The organism is Streptomyces sp. NPDC041968, assembly GCF_055589025.1.
On the sequence record NZ_JBVJCB010000002.1, the window covers coordinates 95,619 to 109,847 of the forward strand.

A 14,229-nucleotide genomic window follows, 5' to 3' on the forward strand; every position below is an offset into this window, starting at 1 on the left:
CCCGGCGTACAGCGGGAGCGGCCTGCGGCGCGGGGGTCAGTGGCGGCCATGCCCGCCCGTGTCACCGCCGCCCGGGCCGTCGAGACCGAAGCCGTCGGTCTCGATCCGGCTGGTGTTGCGGTCGATGTCCTCCAGGTTGCGGTCCCGGGTGCCCTCCATGAGCCGGACCTGGCTGAGCGTGGCGTCGGTGATGCTCACCAGCGCGTCGCGGACGGACATCATCGTGTCCTTGGTGGTCTGCCGCTCCTTCTGCTCCTGCGGTCTGGCCTTCTCCGCGAAGTCACCCGAGGTGCCGGGCCACGAGACCGTGGGAGCGAGACCGTCGAGGAACTCCTCGGTCATGCTCCTGGCCAGGTTCGCGATCTCCTCCAACTGCCCGGTCAGGGCCTCGATACGGGCCGGGTCGACGTAGTACCGCTGTCCCATGTCAGTCCTCCCCGTCCTCGCCGAGCGCGTCTCGCCAGCCCGGGGCCGCGCCGTCCGCGCGTGCCGTCTCCTCGTCGTCCTTCTCCAGCACGCCGGGGCCGAAGATCCGCTCCCAGTCCAGCTCGAAGCCCTTGAGTTCGGGCACCTCGCTGCTGGGTTCGGTGAAGGGGGCCATCGCCTTCATCACGTGCCGGTTCATCTTGAGCCGCGCCGCGCTCGCCGCCTCCAGGACGCTGGCGGCCAGCTCCTGCGGGGACATGGAGCGGTACTTGCCCTCCAGGAACTCGATGCCGGCCAGCTCGCCCTGCGGGCCCACGGTGGCGCGGACGGCACGGTCGGAGGAGAGCACCGCGAACGAGGCCTGCCGCAGCTCGCGTTCGGTCCGCTCGACCGCCTCCTGCGCCGACCGGAGTTCGGCCATGGCCTTCTCCAGACGCTGTTCCAGTGGTTCCGTCACGTCCGCTCCCCCGATGTCCTGCGACTGCACAGTCGATCTTGCCCGATGAGGTGTCCGCCGCGACAGCCGGGGCCCGGTGGTGTCCGTCTCCCGGCACGGGCACGGCCGTCGCCCCTCCCGGCCGTCATCGTCCGATGACGGCCGGCGTTCCGCCGTCCTCGGTGCCCCACACGTCCGCGTCCTCCTCCAGGTAGTCGGCGGACGTGGTGACCCCGCGGCCCTGGCCCGTCGTCTCCTCCTCCGGGGAGTCACCGCCGGTGGTGGCCACGCGGGATGCCGGGGACAGGAACGTGTCGCCGTCCTCCTGGCGGTTCCAGGGGCTGCGCCGCCTGCGGTTGCGGCGCTCGCTCTCTTCGGCCGCGTCGACGAGGACGGCCCGTACCCGCTCGCCGTTGCCCTTCTCGCCGCCGCCTCCGGCACCGCCCATGCCGCCCATCGGCATACCGGGGGTGCCGGGCATGCCCGGGGCTCCGGTCGTGCCGGACGCGGCGGCCGTGCCGAGGCCGCTGCCCCCGGTCGCGGTGGTGCCGTCGGACAGCGGGGCCGCGGCGCCCGTCACCAGGCCGTCGGTGCCGACGGAGGCACCGGCGGTGAGTCCTCCGCCGTTGGCCGAGCCGAGGGACCCCCCGTTGCTCAGGCCCAGGCCGGAGGGCGAGAGGGTCTCGGTGCTGATGCCGCCGCCCACGCCACCACCGCCGCCGGGCGCGTCGAGGGAGCCGAGACCGTCGAGGATCCCGTCGCCGACCGAACTCGTCGGGGTGTTACCGGTGTTGAGGTCGTGCAGATTCACCGTCTCGGTGCTGCCCCGGGCGTCGGTGACGGTGGCGATGCCGGTCTCCGGGTCGACGACCTGGGTGCTGCCGTCCGGGAACTCGGTGGTCAGCATGCCGTTGTCCAGGGAGGTGACGGATCCGTCGGGGTTGGTCACCTGCACGCCGTGGGTCAGGTCGGTGGTGGTGACGGACCCGTCCGGGTGGGTGGCGGTCAGCATCCCGGTCCGCGTGTCGAACGTCGCCCGGCTGCCGTCCGGGAACTGGGTGAGCAGGTCGTCGCCGGCCAGCGAGGTCTCTCCGCCCGTGGGGGTCCGGAGTCCCGAGCCGCCGTCCGGGCCGATGCCGTGGAGGCTGCCCAGGTCGAGGTCCCCGAGCCCGCCCAGCTCCCCGTTCGACTGGGTCGGCAGGTCGCCCAGGCTGCTGAGGTCGCTCCGGCCGTTGAGGCCGCCGAGGCTGCCCAGGTCGGTGGTGGTCGTCGTCCCGTCCGGGCCGGTCGTGACCGCCCGCCCCGTCGACGGGTCGATGCTCTGCGTCGTGCCGTCCGGGAACGTCGTCGTCAGGTTGCCGTCGCCGTCCAGCGACGTCACCGAGCCGTCCGGGTTGGTCACCTCCACGCCGTTGCCCAGATCGGCCGTCGTCACCGATCCGTCCGGACCGGTCGTCGTCAGGGTTCCGGTGTCCGGATCGAAACGCGTACTGCTCCCGTCGGGGAACTGACTGCTCAAATCGCCGCCCGTCAGCCCCGTGGTGCCACCCGTCGGCGTCTCCAGCACGCCCCCACCGGCCCCGCCGTTGAGGCCGCCGAGGCTGCCCAGGTCGGTGGTGGTCGTCGTCCCGTCCGGACCGGTCGTGACCGCCCGCCCCGTCGACGGGTCGATGGTCTCCGTACGGCCGTCCGGGAAGGTCGTGGTGAGCTTGCCGTCGTCGGTGAGGGAGGTGACGGAACCGTCCGGGTTGGTCACCTGCGTGCCGTTGCCTAGGTCCGTGGTGGTGGTCGTGCCGTCGGGGCCGGTGGTGGTGAGCAGCCCGGTGTCGGGGTCGAAGCTGGTGCTGCTGCCGTCCGGGAACTGCGCGACCGGATTGCCGCCGACGAGGCCGGTAGTGCGCTCGGACGGCATCCTGGTGCCGCCGGAGTTGAGGCCGCCGAGGCTGCCCAGGTTCGCCGTCGGGGGCACGGTCGTCTGCTGGTCGCCGTCGCCCGTGGCGCCGGTGTCGCCCAGGCCGGCGAGGCTCTCGCCGACCGCGTTGCGGGCGTCACCGAGGGCGTCGGGGTTCCGGGTGAGCGAGCCGTCGTCGCCGCCGCTGTTGATGCCGCCCATGTCGCCCATGCTCTCGGTGACCGGGAGGTCCCGGTTCAGCATGTCGTCGAGGCCGCCGAGGTCCGTCGTCGTCCGGTCGTTGAGCGTGCGCAGCTGCTCCTGGGCCTCGTCCGCCTGCTTCTCCTGCTCGGCGCGCAGTTCGTCCTGGTACCGCTTGTCCTCCTCGCGCTGCCGGTTCTGCTCCTCCCGCAGCTCGTCCTGGGCCCGCTTGTCCTCCTCGCGCTGCCGGTTCTGCTCCTCGCGCAGCTCGTCCTGGTACCGCTTGTCCTCCTCGCGCTGCCGGTTCTGCTCCTCCCGCAGCTCGTCCTGGTACCGCTTGTCCTCCTCGCGCTGCCGGTTCTGCTCCTCGCGCAGCTCGTCCTGGTACCGCTTGTTCTCCTCGTTCTGCCGGTTGATCTCGTCCTGGGCCTCCTTGGCCTTGCGCTCCTCGTACTCCTGCGAGGCGGTGCTGGTCGACTTCGGCTCGGGGACGTTCTCCGTGAAGTCGCCGCCCAGGTCCAGGAAGGTGTTGTTCAGCGTGGACTGCACGCCCCGCGCGGGCTTGACGAGGTACTCGTCGACGCCCCGGCTCCAGATCTGTACGGCCTTGTCGCCGACCTTCGCCCAGTTGGCGATGTCGGTGAGGTCGCCGTACTCGGGATGGTTCTGCGAGAAGCCTTCCTTCGGGTCGTGGTAGGTGGACGAGGAGTACGCCGAGTAGGTCGTCTTGATGTCGGTCTTGGCGACGTTGTTGGCGTCCACCCACTGGGCCAGGTCGTCCAGGACGTACCGCAGCACGCGGTGCGGGTCGTAGTAGTCGGAGTTGGCCCAGGTGATCCAGGCGTCCAGCAGCTTGTCGGCGGCGTTCTCCAGGGCCGAGCGGGCTTGGGAGAGGGCCCGCGAGTACACCGTCTTGCCGGTGCCGTCGCCCTCGCCGGTGCTCGGTGTCCTGTCGAACGTCTCGATGTAGGCGTCGTAGTTCTCGCGGATCTTCGTCAGCAGGCTGCGGAAGACCTCCGCGGCCTCGCCCTTCCAGGCGGCGTCCTCCCGGCCGAGGGCGTCCTCCCACTCCTTGATCTTCGGCCCCTGGTCCCGGAAGAACTGGGCCGCGAAGTCGAAGCTCTGGCCGGTGGTGTCGAAGGACTTGAGGTCGACCGCTGCGCCCTCGGCCACCCCGAGGTTGCTGAAGCGGGCGTTCGCGGTGTTGCCGCCGAGCAGTTCGAGGAGCGCCGTGCGCGGCCCGTTCATGTACCGGGCGAGCGCGACGGTGCTCATCTGGTCCTTGTTGTAGTCCTTGAACTCGTTGCCCTCGCGCACGGAGGCGTTGGCGACGTCGTCCGTCCCGGGGTCGGCGAAGATCGTCTCGTCACCCGCCCGCACCCGGCCCTCGAACACGATCCTGGCCTGCTTGATCTGGGTCTTCTTGCCGCTGTCGAAGAACCAGATGTCGTAGTCCTCACCGGTGTTGCGGAGGAAGCCGGAGGCGTCCCGGACGAAGGAACCGAGGCCCCGGTCCCTGATGTCCATACGGAACAGCTTGCCGCCGTGGTCGGAGCGGAGGGTGTCGAAGACGGTGCTGCGGTCCGGCACGGGGTAGCCGGTGATGTGCGTGACCAGGGCCGCCCAGACGTCGGACGACGCGTCCGTGACGTCTTCGTACTTGTTGACGTTCTCTTCGGAGTTCGCGTCGTAGCGGTCGACCACCGGGCGCCCTCTCTGGTCGGGATGTCGTGGTCACGCGACACGGGTGCCGCGCGGCGCGGGTTCTCTAGGAGTCGGCGTCGTCCCCGCCGCTGCCGCCGGCGGTGAGGGCGTCGACCTCGTCGAAGTGCTGGAGGAGCGTCTGGGCGTCGATCGCGTCCAGGTTCTTCGCCTGGGTCTTCTCCGCCCCTTCGATGGTCTCGGTGAGCGCTTCTTGCAGCTCCTTGTACAGGTCGATCTGGTCGCCGAGGAGCTTGTCGAGGGCCGTGGCGGCCTCACGGACGCCTTCGAGGAGCTTCGGTCCCGAGACCAGTGCCTCGGTGGCCATCTTGCCGATGCGCAGCAGCTGCTGGTTCTGGTCGAGGTTGTCCTCGGTGGTGTGGCCGTCGACGAGGTCGCCGAGCGTGCGGGGGTCGCCGTTCCCACCCCCTTCTCGATGCCTCTTCGCGCTCTTGTAAGCCCTGTCGACCTCGTAGTCGCGGAAGTTCGCCATCGCGGACAGGTCGAAGTGCTTGATGTCTGTCGGGTTGTCGGCCATCGGAAGCTCTCCTGCCGCTCGGTGGCGGATACGCGGGCTGCGAAAGGGGCGGGGGCACACCGGTACGTGACCGCCGCGGCGCGCCGCCCACCTCTCGTGACTGACGTGGGCCGGGCCCGGCGGGTCTCAACGCGCGCGGACGTTGCCCCAGTTGTCGGCGCTGCGGCGCTCGTCGCGGGAGTGGTTGTCGTGGATGGACTGGATCAGCGTGCCGTTGTCGTTGAGCAGCGTGGCCATGTTCTTGGTGGCCTGGTCCCACTCCATCTGCACCTGGCGGTACATCTCCTGGTCCGCACCCTCCCAGGAGGCGACGAGCGGCTTCAGCTCGTCCTCCAGGTTGTTGAGGGTGTTGATGATCAGCTGCGTCTGGTCCGTCAACTCCTCGACGGCCTTGCGGACCACGGGGTACTGCACGTCGATGATGCCGTCGGCCATGACGTCTCCTCTCTGGTGGCCGGACGTCTCGCGTCCGGCGGGCTCGAACAAGTGCGGCCTCACTCGGGGCCGCACGGCGCCGGACGCGTCAGAGCAGCGCCTGGAAGACGCCCTGACTGGTCTTGCTGTTGAGAACCTCGGTAAGGTCCTGGTTCTCCTGCGCCAGACGGTTGGCGGAGGTGACGTTCTCCTGGAGGGCGTCGATCATCTTGCTGATCTGGACGACGACCGTCTGCGCCTCCGCGTTCCAGCTGCGGAAGAGCTTCAGCAGGGCCTGGCCCTCGTCGCCGCCGACGCCGGAACGCGAGGCGATCTCGGCGACGTTGTTCTGGATCTTCTCCACCTGGCTCCGGGCGGCCTCCAGGGACGACACGCCCCCCAAGCCCTTGGCATAGTCCGCTTTCCTCGCGGCGCTGTCCGCCATGTCGCGCTCCCTTCGTTCGAGCGATCACGTTGGGGTGATCAGTCGCACCGTTGCCCGCTGAGGCTAAGTAGAGGCTCCCGTTCCGCGCAACGCGCTCCGGAAGTTTTCTGAAGTTCTTACGGTGACTCAAAATACGTCCCGGGCACGGATGTTGACCGCAGGTTTCGAGCGGATGAACACTTCCGCCGGGCCGAACTGTCCGTCATGCGGCATCCGTACGGGCGGCGAACCCGATGCGGGCGCCATTCGGGCGCGCGGAAGCGGCAAACGGTCATCGGTCGGGCCCGCGGGGCGGGTTAAGCGCGCCATCCGGCCCAATTCACGGGACGGCCGCCGGACCGGAAATTCTGAGCTTTCCCTGAGGTTCGGCGGCGACCGGAAAGAACGAAAAGGCGTCCGGACTCCGTGGCCGCTACACCAGCCCCATACGGAAAGGCCCTCCGCCTTCCTCCTTTTCCGCCCTCAGGAATCCCTTTGGGTCTCTTGTCGGGACCGTGACGCGGTGTCCGCTGTGTCCTGAGTGGCCGGCGGGTCCGCTGTGACGAAGCTCGCAGCCGTGCCCTTCTCTTCCGCGTCCCCTCCCTCCTGCCGCGCGTCCGTCCGGCAGTCGGGTGCCGTGACCCTGGCCTTCGCGGCGCCCGAGGCCACGTCCGGGTCCAGGTCCGCGCCGGTCGGCAGCGTCGCGAGCAACGGCGCGGGCACGGAGTCGATGTCGTCGGTGGCGTACCCGAGCGCCTTGAGGGAGTCCTCGGCGGGGACGCGGTACTTCACCCCGTTCTCGGCGACCAGGTAGGTGGTGCCCGCGTGGGCGGCACCGCTGGCGTGCAGCGCCCGCACCAGGGCTCCGCGGCCGGGCCGGACGACGGTGGCGTCGGTCGGTACGCACGCCTGCCGCACCGGGGCGTCGGTGCCCGCCGACACCGCCACCGGGGCCAGTGCGGTCAGCGGGGCCAGCACCGAGGCGATGCGGGCTCCGGCGTCGCCGCCGTCCACCTGGGCGCACAGGGCGCTGCCGCGCGGTACGGACTGCGGGGCCGGCGGCGCGTCCGGCAGGCCCGCCGTGCCCGCCTGGCCGGCGCCCTCGGCCCGGTGCTCGCGCAGCGCGTCGGCGCCGACCGTGCGCGCCTCGGGCGACTCGCCCCGGTAGGCGTCCTTCTGGGTGGCCGGGTCGCCCAGCGCGAGGGCGGCTCCGAGCCGGGTCAGCGGCACCAGGCCGTCCTCACGCAGCAGGTGGTACGAGCTCTCGCCGCCGGGCACGCTCACCTCGAAGACCTGCCCGACGCGGGTGGGCTCGCCGCCGAGCTCCGGGCCCTTCCCGCCACGTCCCGGCACGTCGGGCGAGCGCAGTTCGGGGCCGGGGGCCAGCGCGTCCAGGAAGGCCGCCGAGACGGGCACCGCCTCCTCGGAGCCGTGGCCGAGCGCCGTGCGGGCGTCGGACTTCTCGTCCAGCGGCAGCCTGCTGCCCCGCCACACCAGGTACTCCGTTTCGTCCGGGCCGCGCACCAGCACCGCGCGGTCGGCGGCGATGTCCGTGGTGTCGACCGGCGCGCCGGCCACCAGCGTCGTCGCCCCGGCCTCGTCGACGGCCGAGGCGGAGACCGCCGCGGACGTGCTGGGGTCCGCGCCGTCCGGGCCGGTGACGCACATGTTCCAGGCCCCGTTGTCGAGCTGTCCGGCCTCCGGCAGGCTGTCCGGGGCGCCGGGGATGCCCACCGGGCCGCCGACGGGGACGCCCCGCAGCGAGGCGGTGCCGACGTCCTCGGTCGGCAGGTCGGCCCCGCCGATCAGGCGGGCCGAGGTGTAGTTGCGCACCGGGTGCAGTACGCCGTCGGTGTCGGTCCATAGGTAGCGGGCGCCGGTGTCACGGTTGACCACCAGGTGCCGGCCGTCGCGCCAGCTGTCGTTCCCGCCCGGGCGCAGCAGGCCGTAGACCACGGCGCCGGCACCGATGAGGACGGTGAACAGCACGCCGAAGACGACACCGCGGGTGGTGCGTCCGAGCGGGCTCTCGGGAGCGTCCGGGTCGGCTGTCAGCAGTCCCGAACTGAGCCTGCCCATCATGAAGCTGTGGGCCTGTACCTGGTCGCGCTTGGACTGCACGGCCTCTCCTCGTCTCGTCGTCCATGTGCCCGGGGACGCGGGCACGCCTCGTGGCGGCCTCCAGGGCCTGTCCGACCGTTCGCGCCTGCCTCCGGGCGACGCCGTGAAGGTCGGACAGGCCCTAGCCGAACAGTCCGCGCAGCCAGCCGAACAGGCCGGCCACCCACAGGCTGAGCGGCAGCAGCGCGACCGCGAAGACGGTGTGCGCCAGCTCCGCCGTGCGGCCCCAGTACGGCAGCATCCGGCGGCCCGGAACGGTCCAGGCGGCGATCACGAGGCCGGCGGCGGCGGCCAGCAGCACCGCGAAGACCACCAGGCGGGTGTCGCCGTCGCCGTCCATCGCCCAGGCGCGGGCGAGCAGCAGCAGGCCCGCGACGCCCGGCAGCGCCAGCGTCAGCCGCTGCCCGATGTGGACCAGGCCGCGGGAGTGCAGGAGCAGCAGCAGGCTCAGCACGAGCGCGGTCAGCACCTCGGGCAGGTTCGGGTGTTCGGCGAGGACGGCGAGGGCCGCCACGGCGGCGGTGCCGGTGGCGGCGAAGAGCGCGGTCACCCAGCGTCCGGCCAGTTCGGTGCGCTCGGCGACCTCGTCGCCCGCGTAGGGCTCGATACCCTCCTGCAGTTCGCCGGCGGAGGACGGCAGCGCGGGCATCCGCATGCCGGCCAGCTTGAAGGCGAACGGCGCGACGGCTCCGGCGCCGAGTGCCAGGACCGCCATCACCAGCGCCACCGCGGCCGGCGCGTGCAGCCCGGCGTAGCCGATCAGTGCGCCGGTGACGGCGGTGGCCACCGCCACCAGCGCCGTGGCGAACAGGGACGGGGCGGCGACGGCGGTCGCCGCGAGGGCCAGCACCGCGCCGCCCGCGCCCGCGGCGCCCGCCGCCAGCAGGCGCGCGCCCACCACGCGTGCCGCGTCGGGGCCGGTCAGGTCGCCGCCGGGCAGGATCCAGCCGGCCAGGGCGAGGCAGGGCGCGACCAGCAGGCCGAGGACGGTCGCCGTGAGCCGGTCGCCGACCGCGCGGCTGGCCGAGCCCGCGCCGGCGAGCACCAGCACTCCGGTCACACCGGCGCAGGCCACCCGCAGCGAGTCGGAACCGTCCAGCCCGGGCCGGAAGACCAGCACCAGGGCGAGGGCCAGGGTCGCCACCGCCGCGCCGCCCAGCAGTCCGCGGGCGGCGTTCGGGCTCCAGGTGCGCATCCGGCGGCCGACCGTGTCGGATATGCCGTCCACGAGGTCGTCGAGGCGGGCCTCGGGCAGGGCCTCGGTGTGCGGGCGCAGGTAGAGGACGTCACCGTCGGCGAGGCCGGCGCGGGCGAGGGTGGTCTCCTCGTCGAGCGGGGCGTCGCCCAGCCGCTGCAGCACCCAGCCGGCGTGGTCGAGCCCGGCCTCCTCGGTCTCCTCGCCGACGTACCGCAGCAGGGTGGGCAGCAGGTCGGTGACCGGTACCCCGGCGGGCACGGCCAGGTCGACGGAGACGTTCGGCGCACGTACGGTCAGGCGGCACAGTTCGGCCACCGTGCTGTCTGTCATCAGCACAACTTTCGTCATCCGTGGGGGGACTTCGGCAGAAGGAGTTCCACGAAAAGGGGACGGGAGCAGAATACGGAACGCGGCTTCGGCGGAGCGGAGGGGTCCCGACGCCGGAACGCCGGGGAATTCGGGGCCACGTACCGAGCGGTACGCACGCCCCGCGTGGACAGGCCGCGTTCGGTGAATGCAGACTACTGCCTACGCCCGTCGGATCGTGTCGTGGGCCTCGCACCGCGCCCGGAAAGGGAGTTGCCCGCTGCGCACGTCCCGTGCCCGATTCCCGCCCGGGAAATCCACGTGACTTCCGCCGCCCCGCGGGCCGCCCGGAACCGGCGCGGTACGACCCGGTCCGCCCCGGGCGTACCGATTAACGGTGCGGGTCGCAATGCCCAGTGATAGCGGAGGTCCAGTCCTTGAGTGTGGTGTTGTTTCGCCGTCCCGCCCGCAGGCGCGGTCCGGAGATGCCCGAAGGCCAACTGACCCTCCAGGAACCGCCGGTCCTCTCGGAGACCGTGCCGGACACCTCCGCGATCTGGACATACCTGCCGATGGCGCTCATGTCCATGTCGATGATGCTGATGTTCCTGCGCCCCGGCGGCGGGAACGGCGTCTTCATGTACCTGGCACTGGGCGTCATGGCGCTCTCCGCCGCCGCCATGCTGCTCGGCCAGCTGATGCGCCGCTCCGGCGAGCGCAAGCAGCGCCTGAAGGGTGAGCGCCGCGACTACCTCCGTTACCTGACGCAGATCCGCAAGCGGGTGCGGGCGACCATCGTGGAGCAGCAGCGGGCGCTCGCCTGGCGCCATCCCGAGCCCGGCTCCCTGCGGTCCCTGGCGCGCACCTCACGGCTGTGGGAACGGCGCCCGGCCGACGAGGACTTCGGCGAGGTCCGCATCGCGGTGGGCGAGCAGCAGCTCGCCCTCTCCCTCAACCCGGTCTCGACCCGGCCGGTCGAGGACCTGGAACCGCTGTGCGCGCACGCCCTGCGCCGCTTCATACGCGCCTACTCGACCATTCCCGAGCAGCCCCTCGGCCTCTACCTGCGTTCTTCGGCCCGCGTTCTGCTGCGCCCCGAGGATCCGGACGGCCAGGACGGCGCCGTCGCGGAGGTCCCGCCGCGGGGACGGACGCTCGGCCGCGCCGGCGAGGGGGTGCGTACGGAGGAGGCGCGTGGCGGGGGCGGGACACGGCCCGGGGCCGGGGTGCGTCCGGGCGGCCCCGCCGACGAGGCGCTGGCGGCCCTGGTGCGTGCCGTGATCGCGCAGCTCGCCGTCTTCCACGCCCCCGAGGAGCTGTGGCTCGCCTTCTGCGTCAGTGACGACCGGCGTGCCGACTGGGAGTGGGTGAAGTGGCTGCCGCACGTACTGGACCCGCACGAGGAGGACGGCGCCGGACCGGTCCGGCGGGTCACCGCGGACCTGGCCGAACTGGACGACCTGCTCGGCAGCGAGTTCGCCGAGCGTCCCGGTTTCGACCCGGACGCCCGGCCCGGCCGTGACGAGCCGTTCACCGTCGTCGTCCTGGACGGCGTCACCGTGCCCGAGGGCCACCGCTGGGCCGGCCACGGCTACCGCAACGCGTTGGTCCTGGACGTGTCCGGCGCGACGCGCTGGCGTCCGGGCCGCAACACCCTGCGCCTGACGGTGGGGCCGGACACCGTCAGCCTGGTGCGCACCGACCGCAGCCGCAAGGAGCGGTCGGTGCCGCTGGGCCGCCCCGACCGGCTCGGCCCGCTGGGCGCCGAGTCCCTGGCCCGGCTGCTCACCGCCCGCCGGATGAGCCTGGGCACCGACATCGCCCAGCCGTTGGAGACGGACATCGAGCTGACCGCGCTGCTCGGCATCCCCGACCTCCACCGGCACGACGCGCGGGCCCACTTCGCCCGGCAGACCGGGTCCGCCCGGTTGCGGGTGCCGGTGGCCGTCGGCGTCGACGGGCGCCCCGTCGAGCTGGACATCAAGGAGTCCGCGCAGGGCGGCATGGGCCCGCACGGCCTGCTCATCGGCGCCACCGGCTCCGGCAAGAGCGAACTGCTGCGCACCCTGGTCCTCGGCCTGGCGCTGACCAACTCCTCCGAGACCCTCAACTTCGTCCTCGTCGACTTCAAGGGCGGCGCCACCTTCCTAGGCCTAGAGGAGCTTCCGCACACCTCCGCCGTCATCACCAACCTCGCGGACGAGGCCGCCCTCGTGGAGCGCATGCAGGACGCGCTGCACGGCGAGCTGATGCGCCGGCAGGAGCTGCTGCGCGCGGCCGGCAACTACACCTCGGCCCTGGAGTACGAGCGTGCCCGCGCGGGCGGCGCCAGTCTCGTACCGCTGCCCAGCCTGTTCGTGGTGGTCGACGAGTTCAGTGAACTGCTCTCCGCGCACCGCGAGTTCATGGACCTGTTCGTGATGATCGGCCGCCTCGGACGTTCGCTCGGGGTCCACCTGCTGCTCGCCTCGCAGCGCCTGGACGAGGGCCGCATGCACCAGTTGGAGAGCCATCTGTCGTACCGGATCGGCCTGCGCACCTTCTCCGCGATGGAGAGCCGCGGTGTGCTGGGGGTGCCGGACGCCTACCAGCTGCCCTCCGCGCCCGGCAACGGCTACCTGAAGTCCGGCGTGGAGTCGCTGACCCGGTTCCGCGCCGCGTACTCGTCGGGCACCTACACCCGCCGTACGGGCGCGGTGGCCCGGGCCCGGGTCGCCAGTCAGGTGGTGCCGTGGACCAGCGGCTGGGTCGTGCCGCGTGCCCCGGAGGCCCCGGCGGAGCCCGAGCCGGTCACCCCGGAGGCCGACGAGGAGGAGGAGACGCTGCTCGACGTGGCCCTGGACCGGCTGCGCGACTCCGGTCCCGCCGCCCACGAGGTGTGGCTGCCGCCGCTGGACACGCCCGTCCCCCTGGACGCGCTGCTGCCCGGCATCGTCGCCGACCCCGAGCGGGGCCTGAGCGCCGCCGGCTGGTCAGGCACCGGCCGGCTGCGCGTGCCGGTCGCCCTGGTCGACAAGCCCTTCGAGCAGCGCCGCGACCCGCACGTCGTGGACTTGTCCGGAGCCGGCGGCCACGTCGCCATCGCGGGCGGTTCGCAGAGCGGCAAGTCCACCCTGACCCGTACGCTGATCGCCGCCCTCGCGCTCACCCACACCCCGGCCGAGGTGCAGTTCTACTGCCTCGACTTCGGCGGCGGCGGTCTCTCCCAGCTGGCCTCCCTCCCGCACGTCGGCGGGGTCGCGGCCCGGCTCAATCCGGAGCGCGTGCACCGGGCCGTCGCCGAGGTGATGACACTGCTGGCCCGCCGCGAGCAGTTCTTCGTGGACCACGCCGTCGACTCGATGCAGTCCTACCGGCGCCGCCGGGCCGCCGGGGAGTTCCCCGACGAGCCCTTCGGCGACGTGTTCATGGTGGTCGACGGCTGGTCGACGGTCCGCCAGGACTACGACGACCTGGTGCCGAAGTTCAACGAGCTGGCCGCCCGTGGCCTCAACTACGGCATCCACCTGCTGATCAGCACGACCCGCTGGGTGGAGCTGTCCGCGCAGGTCCGAGACCAGTCGGGCACCCGTCTGGAACTGCGGATGGGCGACCCGATGGACTCCGAGATCGACACCCGCAAGGCGCGCTCGGTGCCCCGCAGCGGGGGGCGCGGCATCACCCCCGACAGCAAGATGCACTTCCTGGCCGCCCTGCCCCGCATCGACGGCAGCGGTTTCCTGGAGGATCTCGGCGAGGGCGTCGCCCACCTGGTCTCCGAGATCTCCCGGCACTGGACGGGGCCGTCCGCCCCGCAGGTCCGGATGCTGCCGCACCGGCTGCCGGTGGCCGAACTCCCCGCCCCGCAGCCGACCGAGGGCGGCGGCATGCGGCTGGCGCTCGGCATCGACCAGGATGCCCTGGAGCCGGTCTGGCACGACTTCAGCCGCACGCCGCACCTGACCGTGATCGGCGACACCGAGAGCGGCAAGACCAACCTGATGCGCCGGATCACCGAGGGCATCACCGCCCGGTACGCGCCCAACGAGGCGAAGATCATCGTGGTCGACTACCGCCGTACGCTGGTGGACACGATCCCCGAGGAGTACCGCATCGGGCACGTGATCTCCCTGGACAACCTCAAAGAGACGGTCGAGGGCGCGGCCCGCGCGATGAAGACCCGGGTGCCCGGGGCGGACGTCGCGCCGTCCCGGATGCGCCGGTGCGACTGGTGGACGGGCCCGCGCCTGTTCGTCCTCGTCGACGACTACGACATGGTCTCCGGCAACTCCTTCCAGAGCCCCTTCGAGCCGCTCTTCGAGCACCTGGCCCTCGGCTTCGAGATGGGCCTGCACATGATCGTCGCCCGCAGCGCGATGGGCGCGGGCCGCGCCATGAGCGACGCGCTGCTGCGCCGCCTCGACGAGGCCAACAACCCGGCGGTGCTGCTGTCCTGCCCGCCCACCGAGGGCAACCTCTTCGGCAATACCAAGCCACGCAACCTCCCGCCCGGCCGCGCCCTGCACGTCGCCCGCCGCAAGGCGCAGCTGATCCAGACGGCGCTGGTGGAGAGCACAACGGAGAGCTGACGGAC

At 72.1% G+C, this 14,229-nt stretch carries 9 protein-coding genes; 1 reads left to right on the plus strand and 8 read right to left on the minus strand.

Going from position 1 to position 14,229, the window contains the following annotated elements:
* Nucleotides 1-36: 36 nt before the first annotated feature.
* From ACZ6EG_RS05535 to eccD, 8 genes are all read right to left on the minus strand, one after another.
* On the minus strand, nt 37-426 hold the full coding sequence (locus ACZ6EG_RS05535; protein WP_391968744.1) for a hypothetical protein: 390 nt from the start codon (nt 424-426) through the stop codon (nt 37-39).
* 1 nt (nt 427) lies between these two features.
* Entirely contained in the window at nt 428-883 is a 456-nt protein-coding gene (locus ACZ6EG_RS05540; protein WP_391968745.1) for a YbaB/EbfC family nucleoid-associated protein, read from the minus strand.
* A gap of 124 nt (nt 884-1,007) precedes the next feature.
* The gene (locus ACZ6EG_RS05545) at nt 1,008-4,658 is read right to left on the minus strand and encodes an AAWKG family protein (protein WP_469601822.1); all 3,651 of its coding nucleotides are present in this window, start codon (nt 4,656-4,658) and stop codon (nt 1,008-1,010) included.
* A 64-nt stretch (nt 4,659-4,722) separates the two neighbouring features.
* On the minus strand, nt 4,723-5,193 hold the full coding sequence (locus tag ACZ6EG_RS05550; RefSeq protein WP_391968747.1) for a type VII secretion system-associated protein: 471 nt from the start codon (nt 5,191-5,193) through the stop codon (nt 4,723-4,725).
* 126 nt (nt 5,194-5,319) lie between these two features.
* Nucleotides 5,320-5,628, minus strand: a complete 309-nt coding sequence (locus ACZ6EG_RS05555; RefSeq protein WP_391968748.1) for a WXG100 family type VII secretion target — start codon at nt 5,626-5,628, stop codon at nt 5,320-5,322.
* A gap of 88 nt (nt 5,629-5,716) precedes the next feature.
* Complete coding sequence (locus ACZ6EG_RS05560; protein ID WP_391968749.1) at nt 5,717-6,052, minus strand: hypothetical protein; 336 nt, start codon at nt 6,050-6,052, stop codon at nt 5,717-5,719.
* 462 nt (nt 6,053-6,514) lie between these two features.
* Complete coding sequence (eccB, locus tag ACZ6EG_RS05565) at nt 6,515-8,152, minus strand: type VII secretion protein EccB (protein ID WP_469601828.1); 1,638 nt, start codon at nt 8,150-8,152, stop codon at nt 6,515-6,517.
* Between the two features lie 121 nt (nt 8,153-8,273).
* Nucleotides 8,274-9,680 (minus strand): type VII secretion integral membrane protein EccD, encoded by a 1,407-nt coding sequence (gene eccD / locus ACZ6EG_RS05570; RefSeq protein WP_469601832.1) that lies wholly within the window; start codon nt 9,678-9,680, stop codon nt 8,274-8,276.
* Nucleotides 9,681-10,141: 461 nt separating this feature from the next.
* On the opposite strand from eccD, the gene eccCa reads away from it, so the two are divergent.
* Entirely contained in the window at nt 10,142-14,224 is a 4,083-nt protein-coding gene (gene eccCa / locus ACZ6EG_RS05575; protein WP_469601835.1) for a type VII secretion protein EccCa, read from the plus strand.
* Nucleotides 14,225-14,229 lie beyond the last annotated feature (5 nt).